This is a genomic window from Paenibacillus barcinonensis, assembly GCF_003217495.1.
GTDB classification, from domain to species: domain Bacteria; phylum Bacillota; class Bacilli; order Paenibacillales; family Paenibacillaceae; genus Paenibacillus; species Paenibacillus barcinonensis.
Genome location: NZ_QJSW01000005.1, coordinates 253,842 through 271,319, shown reverse-complemented (window position 1 = coordinate 271,319; position 17,478 = coordinate 253,842). Strand labels below are relative to the sequence as shown.

13 protein-coding genes are annotated in these 17,478 nt (G+C 47.7%); 5 read left to right on the top strand and 8 right to left on the bottom strand.

Going from position 1 to position 17,478, the window contains the following annotated elements; genetic code table 11:
• Positions 1–83 precede the first annotated feature (83 nt).
• The 3 genes from DFQ00_RS10500 (at position 84) to DFQ00_RS10490 (ending at position 3,075) form a co-directional block, all read left to right on the top strand.
• A complete protein-coding gene (locus DFQ00_RS10500; RefSeq protein ID WP_244213771.1) occupies positions 84–1,583 on the top strand; it encodes a right-handed parallel beta-helix repeat-containing protein in 1,500 nt (499 codons plus the stop codon).
• A 223-nt stretch (positions 1,584–1,806) separates the two neighbouring features.
• Positions 1,807–2,454, top strand: coding sequence for a hypothetical protein (locus tag DFQ00_RS10495; RefSeq protein ID WP_110896427.1), 648 nt, complete (start codon positions 1,807–1,809; stop codon positions 2,452–2,454).
• Between the two features lie 63 nt (positions 2,455–2,517).
• On the top strand, positions 2,518–3,075 hold the full coding sequence (locus tag DFQ00_RS10490; RefSeq protein WP_110896426.1) for a DUF1697 domain-containing protein: 558 nt from the start codon (positions 2,518–2,520) through the stop codon (positions 3,073–3,075).
• Between the two features lie 270 nt (positions 3,076–3,345).
• Here the strand turns inward: DFQ00_RS10490 and DFQ00_RS10485 are convergent, their stop codons facing one another.
• The 6 genes from DFQ00_RS10485 to DFQ00_RS29500 all read right to left on the bottom strand — a co-directional run bounded on the left by DFQ00_RS10485 (position 3,346) and on the right by DFQ00_RS29500 (position 11,005).
• Complete coding sequence (locus tag DFQ00_RS10485) at positions 3,346–4,533, bottom strand: MFS transporter (RefSeq protein ID WP_110896425.1); 1,188 nt, start codon at positions 4,531–4,533, stop codon at positions 3,346–3,348.
• Between the two features lie 45 nt (positions 4,534–4,578).
• Positions 4,579–5,397 carry a MerR family transcriptional regulator gene (locus DFQ00_RS10480; protein WP_110896424.1) on the bottom strand — a complete coding sequence of 273 codons (819 nt, stop codon included), beginning with the start codon at positions 5,395–5,397 and terminating at the stop codon, positions 4,579–4,581.
• Positions 5,398–5,590: 193 nt separating this feature from the next.
• Complete coding sequence (locus DFQ00_RS10475) at positions 5,591–6,790, bottom strand: MFS transporter (protein WP_110896423.1); 1,200 nt, start codon at positions 6,788–6,790, stop codon at positions 5,591–5,593.
• A 113-nt stretch (positions 6,791–6,903) separates the two neighbouring features.
• The gene (locus tag DFQ00_RS10470) at positions 6,904–7,815 is read right to left on the bottom strand and encodes a helix-turn-helix transcriptional regulator (protein ID WP_244213770.1); all 912 of its coding nucleotides are present in this window, start codon (positions 7,813–7,815) and stop codon (positions 6,904–6,906) included.
• A 236-nt stretch (positions 7,816–8,051) separates the two neighbouring features.
• Positions 8,052–10,301 (bottom strand): carboxylesterase/lipase family protein, encoded by a 2,250-nt coding sequence (locus DFQ00_RS10465; protein ID WP_110896421.1) that lies wholly within the window; start codon positions 10,299–10,301, stop codon positions 8,052–8,054.
• Between the two features lie 443 nt (positions 10,302–10,744).
• Positions 10,745–11,005, bottom strand: a complete 261-nt coding sequence (locus tag DFQ00_RS29500; protein WP_208643773.1) for a hypothetical protein — start codon at positions 11,003–11,005, stop codon at positions 10,745–10,747.
• A 165-nt stretch (positions 11,006–11,170) separates the two neighbouring features.
• On the opposite strand from DFQ00_RS29500, the gene DFQ00_RS10460 reads away from it, so the two are divergent.
• Entirely contained in the window at positions 11,171–12,790 is a 1,620-nt protein-coding gene (locus DFQ00_RS10460; protein WP_167433673.1) for an alkaline phosphatase, read from the top strand.
• Positions 12,791–12,933: 143 nt separating this feature from the next.
• Here the strand turns inward: DFQ00_RS10460 and DFQ00_RS10455 are convergent, their stop codons facing one another.
• Positions 12,934–15,627: an endo-1,4-beta-xylanase gene (locus DFQ00_RS10455; protein ID WP_167433661.1), complete on the bottom strand. Its 2,694-nt coding sequence runs from the start codon at positions 15,625–15,627 to the stop codon at positions 12,934–12,936.
• A gap of 155 nt (positions 15,628–15,782) precedes the next feature.
• Between DFQ00_RS10455 and DFQ00_RS10450 the strand changes: the two genes are divergently transcribed.
• On the top strand, positions 15,783–16,163 hold the full coding sequence (locus tag DFQ00_RS10450) for a VOC family protein (protein WP_110896418.1): 381 nt from the start codon (positions 15,783–15,785) through the stop codon (positions 16,161–16,163).
• 64 nt (positions 16,164–16,227) lie between these two features.
• On the opposite strand, the gene DFQ00_RS10445 is transcribed toward DFQ00_RS10450, so the two are convergent.
• Positions 16,228–17,400 carry a GNAT family N-acetyltransferase gene (locus DFQ00_RS10445; protein ID WP_110896417.1) on the bottom strand — a complete coding sequence of 391 codons (1,173 nt, stop codon included), beginning with the start codon at positions 17,398–17,400 and terminating at the stop codon, positions 16,228–16,230.
• Positions 17,401–17,478: the final 78 nt, after the last annotated feature.

Below are 17,478 nucleotides of genomic sequence, written 5' to 3'. Positions count from 1 at the left end.
TTCTTCCATTCAAATCCGGCATAATCCAGCTTCTCGAATCTGGTATAATTAGCATCCATACCGTTATTCAAGGAGGTGTCCCTTTGTTTCGTATAGCCTGGCTTTTCCCTGCTCTACTCCTGTCGTTAGTGACTTCCAACTGTTCGGATCAGGACCAGACCCTCTCAGTTACACAGCCAATGGCTGCCGAGACAACGTCCAACCAACGGACGATCTATTATATTTCACCACATGGAAACGATAAAAACCCGGGCACCATGCGCTCTCCATGGAAAAGCATTCAGTACGCGGCAGATCACGCAGCTCCCGGCAGCACCATCTATCTGCGCCAAGGTGTATACGCTCAGAAAGTCAAAATAACCCGCAGCGGGCTTTCCGCAAGCAGGCCTACCCTGCTCACCAGCTATCCTGGGGAGAGAGCCGTCCTCGATGGCAAAGGCCTTTCGGTGCGCGGCGTAGAGGGCTTGGTTGAACTGGATAATGTCAGCCATGTTACGATCCAGAATTTAGAGATTCGCAGCTTTGCCACTGCCCAGACAGGACAGGTTCCTGTAGGCATCTACGTACACGGAGCGGGGGAGAACGTGCAGCTTCTCGGCAACAACATCCACGCAATCGCCAATCGGGCTACGCCCAAGGGGGCTGATCTACAAGGCAGGGATGCTCACGGCATTGCCATCTATGGAACGGAGCATCCACAGGCCTTGCGCAGCATTATTATTAAAGATAATGAGCTATATGACCTCGTGTTAGGTTCAAGCGAATCCCTGGCGGTCAATGGCAATGTGGATACATTCGGCATCCTGAACAATACGATCCATGATAATGACAACATCGGAATTGATCTAATCGGATTTGAGGGTATTTCAGAGGATGATACGTATGATCAGGCAAGAAACGGTATCGTTCGTGGCAACACCATTTATAACATCACATCGAGCCGAAATCCATCCTACGGCTTTCCCCTTCCGAATCACAGCAACTCCGCAGGAGGCATCTATGTAGATGGCGGCAAAGATCATATCATTGACCAGAACAAAGTATATCGTAACGATATCGGCATCGAAATTGCCTCCGAGCACGCCGGACGCTCCACCAGTAACATTACCGTTCGTGACAACCTGATCTACGCCAACCGATTAACAGGCATCGCTATGGGTGGTTATGACCATGATCGGGGAGCAACGATAAACAGCAAAATCATGTATAATACCCTCGCTAACAATGATACGTTAAACACCGGCAACGGCCAGCTTCTGATCCAGACTCAAACCCGGAACAACCTCTTCACGCACAACATTGTTGCCGCCGGCCCATCCGGCGTCCTGGTCTACAACGAATATACGAGCAACAAGAACAATGTGTTTGACCACAATATCTATAATGTTGAGGATGATACAGCAGACCCCCTTTGGGTGTGGAAAAATAAAATCTATCCCGAGTGGACTGCGTACCAACGAGGATCAGGCAATGATGCACACTCACGCTACGTAGACCCGGCGTTTGTGAACAGTGCCCATGGAGATTATCGCCTGCGGAGTGACTCTCCAGCCAAAGCCTACGGCTATCTGGCTCCAAGATAACGGTAGACAGCCTCAGGGCTTCATAACAAATAAACGGATCAAGCAAGGCCAAGCCCCCTCTGCCTGCTGATTCGTTTTTTCTTTGAGTTGAAAAATATTAACTTTTGCGTTATTGTTCATCGCAGATCATCTTTCACAGAGTTACATATTGCCAAATATCTGGAGAGTGTAACCTCTACTCTATTGTAATAAAATTGATCAACGTCAGGAGGATTACCACACGATGCACACTTTGAAGATGGCTTTGACACGTTTTGTGGAACAGCAGGATCAATACAATGAAACATATGGACTTTTTCAAAATCACGATCTGCGACCTCGGGAAGTCCAGGTCCAGCCGGAAGTGGACACACGCATTCCCCTTTCACCCGAGCTTTTATATCTGTACAGTCACTATGAAATGGTCGATGCAAAAGCGGAAGGAACACTCAAAATGAAAAATGCAGCTGTGGAAATCGGTGACGCAGCTCTACTTTTTCTCGTGGCCCCGGAGCATCTGTATCGGCAACAGCTGGGATTTCGCTGGATTGGGATGCAGGAGCCGTATGAGGAAGCCCACGAATGGCCGCCTAATCATGTCGTCATTGGCAACGTGAATGATGATCCCTTAATTGTTGACACAGCAGCCCCGGATTCTGCTGTATATGTTGCATTTGAAGGAGGAGCACCGAAGCGTGCTGCCCATTCGTTGGCAGACTTTTTCAGCGCTCTCGCTCTTCTGATTGAAGCAGCACGTTCCTATTCAGGGGAAGTAAAGGACGAAGAAACATTTGAGACCAAGCCGGAATATTTTTCCGAGGTACAGCCACAGCTGGAGGAGCTGCTTGGGGAAGAAGGCGCTGCGCACCTTCTTGAATATCTATCCATATAAGAAACACAGGATGACTTCTGGTGGTTGAAGGCTGAGATCTAAATGAAGACAGGGGATGGATTGATGATCTATGTAGCTTTGCTGCGAGGCATTAACGTAGGTGGCAATAACAAAATCGACATGAAGCAGCTCAAAAAAACGTTTGAACAAGTGGGTATGCAGCAGGTAGTAACCTATATCAATTCCGGCAATATTATCTTCGCTGATCATCAGGACCGAACCAATGCCCAGGGTGAGATATCAGCATTGCTTGAACAGGCCATCACTGCCGATTTCGGCTTGCGGATTAAAGTGCTGGTGCTTGATATGAATGAGATCACCTCTATTATGCAGGCACTGCCTTCAAATTGGACGAACGATGATCAGGCCAAAAGTGATGTGTTGTTTTTATGGGATGAGTTGCATGATGTTGATATTCTGGAGAAACTGCCTCTGAAGCCGGGTGTTGGCGAGCTTATCCTTGTACCTGGAGCGCTTCTCTATTCGGTTAGCCGGGATGAAGCCTCTAGAAGTGGCATGAATAAGCTGGCTGGGTCCAAAATTTACTCCTACATGACCGTCAGAAACGTCAATACTACACGTAAAATCTATGAACTCATGCAAGCGGCGGTGGAGAAATAGACGTGCACCGCGATTCTGATGCTGCATCCCCCTGATACCGACTTTCATTCCTGAAGCAAAAAATTTCATTACACCATATAAAGGGCGTAACATTCTAGAAAGAATGCCAAGCCCTTTTGCAATGCTTCTATCTCAATCCTCTATCTCAAGCGATATACGGCGATAATCTTCATCTTGGTTCAATAGATGAGAAGAGGTATTTTTCATTCAATTTGACCATTTCTGACTTTCTGACTTTTCCTGATCAATTATTGATGGCTTCGCCGTACCTCATTGCACATGAATCTCCTGTCCAGACACCTCTACTTTCCTTTTGCTTGCCTCCCTAAACTGTAATATGGCCAACAAGAAAGCTATACCTACCGCTGCAAAGCCTGCCCAGTTCAAAACCAGGACAGAGGAGCGGCTAATCACAAGTCCGCCTAGACCGGAACCCAATGCAAACCCAAATTGAATAAATGACGTATTCACACTCAGGGCAATGTCCGGGCTGCGAGGAGCCAGCGTAACCAAATATAATTGCTGGGCAGGAGAAATACTCCATGTGGCTAACATAAATATCATCAGAACCAGGATGAGCACGATCAAATGTGCACCTGTCAGCGTAAATAAAAGAAGGGTCCCCCCTTGCAGCAGCAGCCCGAGATAAATCGTAAATTTTGATCCTTTCGTATCTGCTAATTGTCCGCCCATTTTCGAACCGATAAAGCTGCAGATGCCCGCCAGGAATAGGATCAGGGTGATCTCGGTCATGGAAAGGGACGAGGTCGCTTGCAAAAACGGCGTAATATACGTGAACAATGTTGCATAGCCGCCCACATACAACAGGGTCATCATCAAGGCGATCAGAATCGTTTTATTTTTCAGTATCGAGAGCTGCATCCCCATCGTAACCTTCTCTTCCTCTTTCATGGCCGGAACCTTTCGATAGATGATCAGCCATGGAACCATGCTTAGGATGCCAATGACAACGAACAGCACTTTCCAGCCAAACATCTCACTGAAAAAGGTACCGATTGGCACGCCAAGCACAAGCGAGCTGCTAAGTCCCATCAGAATAATGCCAATGGCATTGCCCCTCTTCTCGTTCTCCACAAGCCTTGTCGCCGCAGCCATGGCAACCACCGTTGTCATGCCGCCGCTTGCTCCCTGAATGATCCGTATCCAGAGCATCGCTCCATACGAAAGATCAAACATCATCATGCCATTGCTGACAATAAACACCCCAAGGGTAAGGAGCATCAGTTTCTTGCGATCAGCATTAATCGTTACAGCAATCAGAATCGGAGCCACAACAGCCGCAGCAAGGGCAAATACCGTCACAAGCATTCCGGCTTGCGCAGTTGATACACCAAAGTCCGTTGCCATCATCTCAATAATTCCAGTAATAATATATTCAATCGTACCGATCAGAAAAACTGCCAGCGCCAGAATATAGATCGTGCCTTTATTTTTCAATTGTTTTCACTCCATCTTCTATACGCTCTCACGTTAGGTGTTCCGTTACCTGCAGGTAATCGGTATTTGAATCTCGATATATTGTGCATCCTGCTCAAGGGATAAGGGCAAATATAGTTCTCTGCCCGGTTCATGCTCTTTAATCTGATAATTGTTATTCTCAATCCATCGTGCTAAATAAACACAGGCCGCCACATCAAAATTCGAATGCGAATGAAACGCCATGGAAGCCACCATGGGCTCCCGCGGCAGCGTTCTAAGCTGAAACGGTTCGGGAACAGAAGCTGGCTCACCCGTTAAGAAGTAACCCACTTCAAACTCGAATTCGTCCTCTTTTCCATCCACCTCTCGCCACAAAATGACCTGCGGACCTTGAATCCATGGACGTGTGTCTTTGGAGAGCAGTGAGTCCAGGTGAAGAAGCTGTGACGGAATAAGCTCTTCTCTCCCGCTTACGTTATAGAACATGAAGATCTGAGCAGCCTCGGCCTTGATTCGGATCTCCTGACCCGGCTCTAAATGTCCGTCTCTCTCCATAAGCTGGATACGCTCCTCAATGCGGGCAAGCTTGGTTTGCTCCATATCGATAATTTGCTGGATTTCACTTCGTTTCAGTCTGAGCATGCCCTGAATCTGCTCATGCGATATGTCTTCCTGAAGCAGCTGCGCGATCTGCGGCAGCGTAAAGCCCAATTCCTTATAGATCAGAATTCGGTTAAGTTCGAGCAACTGGTCTGCGGAATAGTATCGGTATCCGGTGTCATCGTGCACCTTGTGCGGCTTGAGGATGCCGATCTGGTCGTAATAGCGCAGCGTTTTCAGAGAGAGCTTGCTGAGCTTTGCAAACGTACTGATTTTGAACAAGATATCCTCTCCAATCCATAAGCTTAATGCGAGTATATAGTCTCCCGTACAGGGGAGAGTCAAGAGTTGTTCGATTATGTATAACCAAAGAGCAGGCAGACCATCGCGATTACCGATGTTCCTGCCTGCTTGCATAGTCTCTCCTCTGTCATGGAAGGAGGTTAGCATCTATCCAATATCTTATTGTATCTGACTATAACGAAACAGATTTTGCTGTTGTACGGGATGAATTATTTTTGCTCCCCCACAAAATAAAGCTCATGATCGCAACCAGTACAGCTACGAGCATAAACGGAAAATGCTTGTCCACCTGATACAACGTTGTAGTTAGTATCGGGGTAACTACTGCTGATATCCCCTGAACTGCTGCGACCAGCCCGGCGGCTCCTCCCTGCTGCTCTTTGCTGACGGCAAGTGAGGCACCTGCCATAAACCCCGGCATCATCAAGCCCGACCCTATACCGAACAGAAAAAATGAGAGATAATAAACAAATAGCTGGTTGTAGACCAGAAACAGGAGCATGCTTGCAAGCAAAAACAGCGAGCCCATCAGAATCATGCGGACCGGCTGCCATTTCAGCCACTTCATCTGGATAAGCTGCATAATCAGCATGGCTGCCCCGGAGAACATCAGTCCAAAGGATACCATTCGGGCGGTAGCTGCTGGTGATAAGGCAAGTTGATCCTGAAAATAAAACCCGCCAATAACTTGCAGCGTCATGATGCCAGCCATCGTAACCAAACCGGCCGCAAGGTACACTCCTAATCCGCGTTGGAAGGGACTCACCTTCGTCGGTTTCTCCTGAATGACGGGTTTAGCTGCCGGTATAAACCACAGGGCGATCATATATGCAGCGATCGCTATAACAATACCAAAATATAACGGCCACAGTAGCCCTATAATGGTAAAAGCACCTGCAATGGCAGGCCCAAATACGAGACCCAGCCCATTCGCTGCACTAATGATTGCCATTCCGCCGCTCCGCTCTTCGCCCTCCGTCACATCTCCCATATACGCCTGCGCAGAGGAAAGTACGGCAGGAATGAACATACCGATCAGACTGCGTATCACAATCAGCAGGGTAAGCAGGAGCCCACCTGTAATCCATTGATTTAAGCCGCCATACAATGTCACGGCAAATAATGTACAACTGATGGCCATGCCGATAAAGCCAATTAATATAACGGGCTTCCTGCCCTTCATATCACTGATTCTGCCCCACACCGGAGCCATCAAAGCCATCGCAATCGAGCCAAGCGAAATAATAAGCCCGGAATGACTTTCTCTCATCCCGAGTTCACGAATAAGTGGCGGCATAATGGGAGCAATAAGCATTAAACCCAGCATAGCCGCAAATACACTAAAAAAAATACTTCCTTTGATCCTGTTCATGCTTCTCCACCCCTCTGTATATTCAGTACAGTGCTCCACTGCATCTGAAGTATACATGGTGTGGATAAACTCGGACCGCCTCCATACGGAACAGTTTATCGCAAGACGGATTATTAATATATTTTTTTGACCTCTGAGGGCTTGACCCCGAATGTACGATGAAATTGCTGTGAAAATGCGCTGATATTGTTATAACCAACCGTGACTGCTGCCTCGGTAACGTTATTTCCCTGATGAAGCAACAATTTCATGGCTTGATTAAGCCGAACCTGACGCAAATGTTCGAATACAGTGCTTCCGAAAAGTGCCTTGAACCCTTTTTTCAACTTAAAATCATTCAGACCGACCTGTTTGGATAAGCACAGTAATGACGGAGGGTCCACCATAGAAGCCTCCATAATCTCGCGAGCAAGATATAGCCTTCTTATGTCTTCTCTGGAAAAGCCTGCAGGAAGCGGCGAAATATCAAACAGTTGAATCATAAATCGGTTTAATATTTCCAAGGCCGTAGCCTCCATTAGCAAGCATGATCTGTCGTTATTGTTCAATGCCGCAATCAGACTGTCGATCATCCATTGTATTCTGCTGTCCAGTTGAAAAACGATGGGCTTGAACACCCGATCCCCCAAAATTTGTTTAAATTGAAGCGAATTCATCGTGCTGAGCTGCGCCGCCGCGTAATTAAATAGAGGAATCGGGATGCCTAACGAAAAGGACGTGTAGAGCTCTTTGGCAGGAGGATGAAACCACGCTTCAAAATTATGCATGAAAATAAGGGCACCTTGTCCTATAGATAATGAATAATCCTCACCAGATATATCCACATGTCGCTCCCCTGACAAAGCAAATTGTAATTCCACAATAGGAGTTTCCGAGGCAAAATATGTAGGATACGGTTGCTGATATTCAACCTGTGAGCATAAGATTTCAATGCCGCTGTAGGTCGTTACCCTTTTGATCTGCCCGCTGCCCACTTTGGCTGAAAGCTGATATGTATGTGGATCCTCCTGACTGTAAGGTTCCATCGTTAAGTAATGCTGATAAACGGATGCTAATGCATCGTCAGTATACATGGGTGTTCACCTCATCTGTGTAGGTCATCTTCCTCAAGAAGATGTAAACTCAAAATAATTGAGAATTGTTCTCATACAATCTTAGCTTAATGGATCTATTGATGACAACCCTAATATCAGAAAACCGCCCAGCAATGATGCTCGCTGGACGGTTCAACTTGTCTTATATATTTACCTGTTCTTTCAACTTACTCCCAGAAGAAACGACCCGCAAACACTTTTTCAGTCAACAGTTTATAGGTTTCTTCAGGCAATTCCTTTTTCATCTTCGCCATTACGGCTTCTTTCCCCTGATTATATTGAGAAGACATACCAATCTCGGCCGTCGTATTGTTGGCATCCAGGCGCATGATCGGTGCCTTCGCATCCTTCGTCCATGGTGTCCATGCAGCAAGTGCTTCCGTGCCGCCTGTGCCCGGATTGCCTGTGTACAGGAATTGCTTCAGATAAGCTGCCATCGCAGCCGATAACTGCTCACGTCCTGGCTTGTTCACATCACTGAAGTAACCTTGCGGGAAGTAAGCTGCGATTCCAGCCGCATGCCCAGTGTAGAAGTCCATGTCTGCACCGTGAGGAGCACCAAGCAATGTTAACAGACGTTCCGAGATCACTCCCGGCTGCGTACCCCATGCAAAACGATATGCATATACTGGCGGCTGACCTGCTGCGCCGGTTAACTTCTCCGCTACACGCTCTGCATTAAAGCCTGCGTACGCTTCGCTGCCGTATTTAAGCGCCGCTGCATAATGCGCTGCTTTCGTCTGATCGGTAAACAGTGTTCCGTCATTAATGGATGGTGCAAAGTTTGGATCACCGAAAGCGAATGCCGAAAATTCCGTTTCCAGACTGCCCAATAGCACAGGAACTTTAGCATACTTGCCACTGTTAATCGCATCAAAGCCTTCTTTTGGAATCACTGTGCCATCACGGAACAGATGCGGGAATGGCTGCATGCGGATGGCTGTTGCGCCAAATGCAGTCACCAGTTTGTCCGCAGGAACTGCACGCAGATATGTTTCGAGCTGTGCTGGCGTCTGCTTGGCAATCCATGCTTTCGCTTCTTCAGCATTTGCTGCTTTGCCTTCCTGCACGAGAATTTTTACAATTGCATCCTCGGATTTCTGTTCTCCTTCTTTAGGTGAAGCTGTTGTCAGACCGCCACTGAAAGCAATAACTTTCTGGTATAGCCCTTTGCTCAGCGGGGAAATCATTGTTGCCAGCACATCACGCGCTCCGGCTGATTGTCCGGCAAGGGTAACATTTCCTTTGTCTCCACCAAATCCTTCAATGTTATCCTGAACCCAGGCTAATGCACGGAACGCATCCAACAGACCATAGTTGCCTGAATCGTCAAGTGAATTGCCTGTTTTTAGCGCAGCATTCTGGAAGAAGCCAAGCGCTCCCAAACGATAGTTTACGGAGATGATAATGCTGTTGGTATTGCGCGCAAGCTGTTCCCCCTGAAAATCCTTGCCAGATCCCGTCATATTACCACCGCCGTGCAGGAAAACCATAACTGGCAGTTTTGTGCTGCTTGTGTTTGGACGCCAGATATTCAGATATAAGGAGTCCTCGCTTCCCGCTGTGCTTTTACCCGAAATTTGCAGACTGTTCGCAGCAAATTCCTTAGCTTCTCTCGTACCCGTCCAAGCCTTCGGCTCCTGTGGTGCCTTCCAGCGCAGCTCGCCTACAGGAGGTGCTGCGTATGGAACGCCAAGCCAGCCAAGTGTACCGAATTGCTCATACGTTTTGCCATCAATGGCACCATACTTGGTTTGTTGCAGTGTCTGAGGTTTAAAGGCACCGTTCTGTGCATGTTTCGACCAGAGTTGCTCCAGCGTTCCTGTACCGTTTTTCAGTTGAGATTGCAGTGCCTGTGCGGTCGCTTCTGCCATCAGGCGGTTAGTCAGCTGTTCCGTTCCTTTGCCTTGAAGAGATTTGATGCCTTGGCCTGCTGCAAATACAGAAGCTTCTCCCGAGGGGTAATCCACACCTGCTTCATAACCAAGAACCTTAAGCAACAGCATAGCATATTCCTCTGCCGTCAGCGGAGCGTTAGGATTGAAATGTTCTGTATCTGTAACCAGTCCAGCCAGGTACGGATGCTGCTTCAGATACCCCACCACTGGTGCGAGCACTTTACCGGCTTGCGTAGCATCTCCATAGGTTTCTGTACCCTGATAAGCGAGTGCTTCTTTTTCCAGACCCGACAAACGCAAGTACAATACGGCAGCCTGAATACGTGAAGCCTTTTTATTCAAATACGCTGCATTTACACCTTGACCGTTGCCTCGAATCAGCTCTGCCTGAATCAGCTTCTCCATAGCCGGGGACATCACTGAACTTGTATTACCTGCACCTGCTGCATATACCGGAAGACCTGACACACACAAGCTTAGAATCGCTGCTACTGCAATAGAACGTTTCATTTTTTTCATTAGTTAATTCTCCTCGCTGTCTAATCGTGTATGATTCAAATGATTTCATCGTCACGCTGTGCTCTTTGCACAGTATGCCAATGTTTGGAGCTTTCTATTTCTCTGTAACGGCCTAACGAACGATGACCCTCCTTCCTGCTGGACATGGAATAACCGATGCACTTTCGATCATGGCCTCAGGCGATTTAGAATATAAAAAAACCTGAATCAAAGGCAATCCGACTGCGCTAAAGCGTAGTCTTCCGCCCTCAATTCAGGTTTTGCCTGCAATTTCGTAACAACCCTGAGCATAATGAGGTTTTGTTATTTGGTTATACTTCGAAAATTTGAAACGCAATCATACGTGAGAGTCCAATTGATCTAACGAATGAACTGGAACAGGTCTTGCCCTGAATTCGGTTACAATCCTGTTATTATCGTGATATTAGCACACTTTGAAAGCGTTAGCAATGTTTTTTCGTACTGAAATTATAATCTAGACGTGTTACTCCTGAAGCTTTTTGACTTGTTTGATCAGGTCCTTTACTAATAATCACAACAACTCGGGCAGGCAAAATATAGGGCTTTGGCTTTGGCTTTGGCTTTGACTCCTGTTCTGGCCTGAGCAAAATATGGCGAGCATCTAGAAGCTTACCCTGATGTGTATTCCACCATTGAATGGCTTCTGACCATTCTTCATTCTGTCCAGCCTCTCCGCTATTCAAGTCCTATATGTAATTTCTTACATTAATCGTAATTTTTACACTTATTTAACCCAATTCCAACTCTCATTTAGCAATTGTTGTATACACTAGATTCTGGATACTACACTATACATGTCTATTAGGAGGATGTTCATGTTAAATCGCTTCAGTACCCGTGCAGCCAAAATGATGCTCGCGGTGACCACCATTGTAACAGCTACGCTGGGAGGCAGTAGTGCAGCTTGGGCAGTAGAAGACGGTACGTCAGCTACATCAGGTTCAGCAATCAAAAATGTTATCATTCTCATTCCTGACGGTATGGCGAACGATGCTACTGCCTTAGCTCGTTGGTATAAGGGTTCATCCCTCACTATTGATTCCATGGCAAGTGGTATGGTTCGTACACATTCCGCGGATGCGCCGATTGCGGACTCGGCCCCTGCGGGAACAGCCTTTGCAACAGGTCATAAATCTCACACTGGTTACGTCGGTGTATTGCCGGATAAAGCAACCATGCCTGGGCAAAAGCCTATTGCTTCCGGAGATGAAAAAAAACCGGTTGCTTCCGTATTGGAGGCTTCCAGACTTGCGGGCAAATCCACCGGCATTGTAGCGACATCTGAAATTATGCACGCTACACCTGCAGACTTCTCTGCACATTACCCTGATCGTAAAAACTATGATGCTCTCAGCAAACAGCAGGTGTTCAATGGCATCGACGTTGTACTGGGCGGCGGTAGCAAATATCTGGAGCCAGCAGGACGTAAAGACGGTGATAACCTTGTCGCCTCCATCAAAGCGCTCGGCTACGATTACGTAACTACACCAGCGGCAATGAAAGCATCCACATCAAACAAGCTGTGGGGCATGTTCGCTCCAACAGGCCTGTCATACAACATGGACCGTGACCCTGCCAAGCAGCCAAGTCTTGCGCAGATGACTTCCAAAGCCATTGATGTGCTCTCCAAAAATGAAAAAGGCTTCTTCCTGATGGTTGAAGGCAGCAAGGTGGACTGGGCAGCTCATGCCAATGACCCGATTGGCATTATCAGTGACGTGCTCGCTTTTGATGATGCGGTCAAGGTTGCCATGGATTTTGCCAAAGCTGATGGACAGACCGCTGTCGTTGCAGTATCCGACCACCAGAACGGCGGTCTTACCATCGGTAACGCTGCTACAACACGTACGTATGATAAAGAGCCATTGTCTACATTTATCAGCCCTCTGAAAAAAGCAAAGCTCACAGGTGAAGGCGTGGAAGCAAAGCTGGATGCCAAACGCACCAACATCAAAGCAGTGATGAAACAATATTATGGCATTACCGATCTGACTTCTGAGGAAATCGCTGCAATTAAAGCTGCAGAGCCAGGCAGCCTGAACTATGTTGTAGGCCCAATGATCAGCAAACGTGCTGGCATTGGCTGGACAACAGGCGGACACACGGGCGGGGACGTTGTACTGTACACATATGCGCCTAACAATGATCGTCCATTTGGTGTTATTGACAACACTGATGTAGCCAAATACATGGCACGTGTGCTCAATCTGGATCTGGATGGTGTGAGCAAGCAGCTGTTTGTACCTGCCAAACAGGCATTTACAGCAAAAGGTGCAGCGTACAAGCTCGACCTGACGGATGTTAAAAACCCTAAAATCCTCGTTACCAAAGGCAGCACCAAGCTTGAATTGCAAATCTACAAAAACGTAGCACTTGTAAACGGCAAGAAGACAGCACTTGAAGGTGTTATTGTGTACAACGGTGTCGATGCTTTTGTACCGCAAGACGCTGTCGATTTAATCCAATAATAGAAGGTGTTTAACTTCTAAACAAGAGTATAAACCCAAAAAAGCTGCCGAGATGATCTCGCAGCTTTTTTGGGCGCTTGCCTATAGTGGACGATGACTCTTCAGCCTCGTATCCCCAATCCTTGTATTTTCCAGCCTTCTGCTTACTTGGAGAACGTCAGAATGCCATACTGGGAAGTGTTCTTCCAGCTATCATTGGTCACGTCATTCCATTTGGCTGTGCTTTTGTTATTATTCCCCTGATTATCGTTAACCTGAAGCTCGAATCCGATGACATCCCCTGCCTTAGGTGTGACCGATTGCAGTCTGATCTTTGCCTCCACCTGATACCCCTTCGCCGTTTTCTTAACGGCACTCACAAGACGTCCTGGAGAAGCACTGCCTGCAAATGTGGCCACATTATCTGCACTGATTCGGAACTGAGCATCGTCATACTGGAAAAATGGGGTGCGCTGATGATTCTCATCCAGGAAAATCTCAACCGAATCCTGATCCCAAGGATCGGTGGCGTTTGTTATAATGTTCGGATCGGTGACATCAATAAACAGATACAGGTCTTGACCAGACCACATTGCACGAGCTTCCGCAGATGCTCCCCCGCCTTGATTCAAAGGCATAACCTGGAATGGAGCAACTTTGTTCCACTTGGCATCCTTATCACCGTCAATCGTGACGGTCCCTTGCAATGCTTTAGCAGCTTTAGGCATGCTGGCCAGCTGGATCACACCGTATTTGCTCGTATCGGTATGCTGAGATAACGTTCGGTCATTCCAGTACAATATCTGATTGCCATTCGCTCCACCTGTCCCACCGTCCGTCACCCGTACATCCAGCCCGATCTCACGCGCAAGTGCACCTGGTGTGTTAGCCCAAGGAATGGATAACTCCACCTGATATCCGTTCGCAGTCTGGCGCACATGATACGTATGTGGCTGCGCTCCTGTCGCTGTACCTGAACGGTTTATCGTGATATGTCGATCATCCGCTTCATAAACGGGAGTTTTACCATTATTGAGATCTACAAACAACTCCACCTTGTCCTGCGGGTTCTTCATTGTGTCCTGCACATCAACCAAAACATACAAATTGTTGTTATCCCACAGCGTACGGAACGCTGCTGTCCCTGCACCCGAATTGCCTTTCAAGGCTGTAGCCACAGCCTTGCTCCAGACCGCATCTTGCTTGGATGCTTTGATATTCGGTGTGCCTGACAATGTAACAGCTCGATTCGTCAAAACAGGCAGGCTTGATGCATCCGCCAGACCCCAATAGGCCGGTTTGGATTGCAGGGCGCCATCAAACAAAAAGGCCTGATTGTTATAAGACTTCTCATCCTGAAGCCCCCATAAGGTCACGGAGGAGATGACATCACTATGCTTTTCATACAGATCGAGTAACTCCTTATACCGATAGGCCTGCTTCACTGCAACATCCTGTGGCAGCTTCTCGCCAAAAGGAATGCCGCTATCTACATCCAGCTCGGTAATCTGGATATCAAGTCCGAGCCCGGCAAACAGATTAATCGTTTTCTCAATTTCGGCAATAGGTGGAGATTCCAGATTATAGTGAGATTGCAGGCCTACACCGTCAATCAAGCCTTTTTCCTTTAATTTCTTCACCAATTGGTACATATGCTCCCTTTTCTCAGGAACCTCTGTGAAATACTCGTTATAATATAATTTTGCATCGGGGTCGGCGGCTCGGGCAAATTCGAACGTTTTCTCAACATAATCAGGACCAATCAGCTCATAGAACGGGCTCTTGCGCAACCCATTGGCATCCCCGTTGCTGTCCGCAATCGCTTCATTCACAACGTCCCAGGCATAGATTTTGCCCTTATATCGTTTCATGACCGTATCCACATAGTTCTGAATGCGGCTGAGAAGCATATCTCTGCTTGCGGGATTGCCTTGATCATCCTTGAACATCCACTCCGCTGCATCAACATGCCACAGCAAGGCATGTCCACGCAGACCCATTTGATGCTGCTCTGCAAATTGCACATATTCATCCGAAGCCTGGAAATCATATACCCCTTTCGCAGGGGATACAAATTTCGGCTTCATCTCATATGTTGCCGTCAGGCTGTTAAAGTGTTTGGATAACAATTGCCCGTAAGCCCCTTCGAGTTGCCAGCGATACACCGCAGCCCCGATTGGAAACTTGTTCTGGTACAGGTCTTGCAAGGATGCAATATTCGTCTCAATGGCGAGCTCTCCCGCCTCCTCAATCTGCACATCATCCACGTAAAAGGACAGTGTATCTACCGCGTCCTCCGAAACATAAGGCGTTTCAATAAACAAGTTCAATTCCTGGGGATTATCACTGTATTGAAACGTTGCAGTAATCTTGTGCCATTGCTGCCACTGGTCTTTGGGAATCGTCACCTTGTCCAGCATGTTCCAGCTCTCTGCCCCGTTTTTCTTATACGCTGTGAGTTGAATCGTCTGATCTGCAGCAGGCTTCTCCGTTAGTCTGACATAAACGGATATGTTATACGTTGTATTCGGCTTCAACAGCCCCTTCATCGGCAAACTCGGACCATAATAGGAACGCTCCCGATTCGTGACCAGCATGCTGTATGTACCTTGGTGTGCTTCCTGCTGCGTTACCGTCAGCTTCTCACTGCCAATACGAGGAACCCAGCCTTGAAGTGTGCCGTCCTCAAAGTCGGCGTTCAACGAACTACCATTCTTTTTGACCGTTGTCGCAGCCCCCGGGTTGAATGTCTTCTCCATCTGCTGCTCTTGTGCAAATACAGGCTGCTGGACAGGCAGCATGGTCATCACCAGCGTTGCAGCAAGCACGGTTGAACTCCATTTTTTTAACGTATTCATTATTTGCCTCCTCTCATTTTTTACATTATACTCCATAAAATAACGCTTACATATATATTTTTGTAAAATTTTTCAATATAATCAGGACATTTTGCTTTCTTCGCGTATAATAAACATGAACTGACAACATCCCTGTTACAAAGGAGCCCACAGCCATGTTAACCAAACTCAACTGGATTACACTGCGAGTACGTAATCTGGACGCATCCATTCACTTCTATCACGATCTGCTCGGCATGATCGTGCAGCGCAGATTCGAAAGCCGCGGACGGCAGATTGCCATGCTCGGTCTGGGTCTGACCAGTGAAACCCTGCTGGAGTTGATTGAAGGAAGTGAGCAGGTGCTTAAACCAGAAGCCGGCATATCCATAGGATATGAAGTCCCGGATCTAAATGTCGCAATGGAGCGCCTGGCTGAGATGCATATCCCCCTGCTGCGTGGACCTGTGCAGCCCAATTCCCGCCTGCGTTTTATTTACATTGCAGACCCGGACGGGTTCGAGGTACAGCTTGCCGAGCATCTGCATCTGGAATAACCATGCCTTACGCAAGCAGCAGAACAAGCCGCAAGCGGGCGTACGGGGAGTTACACAGCCCTGCTTATAGCTTCATGCGGCGCATCAGCGGCACACCTATGCGGTTCAGCAATTGATCCAGTAGCGCCCAGTACCACCGTCTATGCAGTGGAAGATGACGGTCATATACAGCCGAATATTCGAAATCCGCTTCCGCGCCGCGATTGCGCTTGAACTGGGCCGCCCCCGCACTCTCATGCAGCAGCACACCGTTGTCACGAGCTTGTTCAAGGAGACAGGCTGACAGCATGCGGTACAAGCCGACGGATTGTGGAATGTCTGTATCATATCCGAACAGTGGAGTGGTCATCATGCCATTCCGGCAAAAATAACCCATAACGGCATCCAGACGCCCCTGCTGGCGTAAGCCGTATATCCTTAATGAACCGTTCGTTCTTGCTGCGGCAATAAAACGTTCGTTGAACTGTGGATTATCGTAGGAGTATTTATCCAGATATAACATTCGGTACAGCTCCACAATTCGCGGAATATCTGCTTCTGTCATTTCTGCGTCTGAAACCAGCTCATAACCATGCTTGTCCAGCAGTGCTTTATCTCGCTTGAGCAGCCAGCGCGACTTGGCATTGCCAAAGCTCGGATCACTCGCTTGATACAGATAAATTTGCCTGCTCGGTATGGAACGGCATCCGGCACTCTGAAGCTTGGCTATCATCTCCGAATGCAGCCGGGCACTCAGGGAACGAAAGATCACCGTATGCTGAGGATATCGCTGTTTCACCGCTTCAAGAATACGAACTGCCTGTTCGCCCGTCATGGCTGGATACAGATTAGTGGATAACAGCCAGTTGTTTACATGAACAACCTTGTTGATTTTAGCTTTTTTCATGCCCCAGCCGAGCACACCGAGTAACAGGGAAAGCCCCTTTTCCAGCATCGGTCTCTGAAGCATACTCAGTTCCTGCTTGGCATACGTTACATAATGAGTATACGGCGAACAGACATACGCGTTATCATATTCTTCTTCATTTACAGTCACCGGCAGCACAAGCTCATCCATACAGACAAGGAGCAGCGTCGTACTCACATTGCTCATATATTCCATGGTCCCGTGCTTCATCATCGGTTCTAGATAAGCTCGAGCGTATTTCGCATCTGCAGTACCGGGCCAGGTCATATCCTGGATTGAATCGCGATCATAGAAGGTGACCTGTGCATCTATCACTCTTTTCCCCTCCATGTGTTATGGATGTAAGCAAAGGCTCTCTCCCCTTATTTCACACCAGACAGATTATCATCGGTCATAATGAACTACTTC

Bases quoted from the DNA above. Each gene is read 5' to 3' on its own strand.
- DFQ00_RS10495 (WP_110896427.1), top strand. From the start codon at position 1,807: ATGCACACTTTGAAGATGGCTTTGACACGTTTTGTGGAACAGCAGGAT.
- DFQ00_RS10490 (WP_110896426.1), top strand. From the start codon at position 2,518: ATGATCTATGTAGCTTTGCTGCGAGGCATTAACGTAGGTGGCAATAAC.
- DFQ00_RS10475 (WP_110896423.1), bottom strand. From the start codon at position 6,790: ATGAACAGGATCAAAGGAAGTATTTTTTTTAGTGTATTTGCGGCTATG.
- DFQ00_RS10470 (WP_244213770.1), bottom strand. From the start codon at position 7,815: ATGGAACCTTACAGTCAGGAGGATCCACATACATATCAGCTTTCAGCC.
- DFQ00_RS10465 (WP_110896421.1), bottom strand. From the start codon at position 10,301: ATGAAAAAAATGAAACGTTCTATTGCAGTAGCAGCGATTCTAAGCTTG.
- DFQ00_RS10460 (WP_167433673.1), top strand. From the start codon at position 11,171: ATGATGCTCGCGGTGACCACCATTGTAACAGCTACGCTGGGAGGCAGT.
- DFQ00_RS10455 (WP_167433661.1), bottom strand. From the start codon at position 15,627: ATGAATACGTTAAAAAAATGGAGTTCAACCGTGCTTGCTGCAACGCTG.
- DFQ00_RS10450 (WP_110896418.1), top strand. From the start codon at position 15,783: ATGTTAACCAAACTCAACTGGATTACACTGCGAGTACGTAATCTGGAC.
- DFQ00_RS10445 (WP_110896417.1), bottom strand. From the start codon at position 17,400: ATGGAGGGGAAAAGAGTGATAGATGCACAGGTCACCTTCTATGATCGC.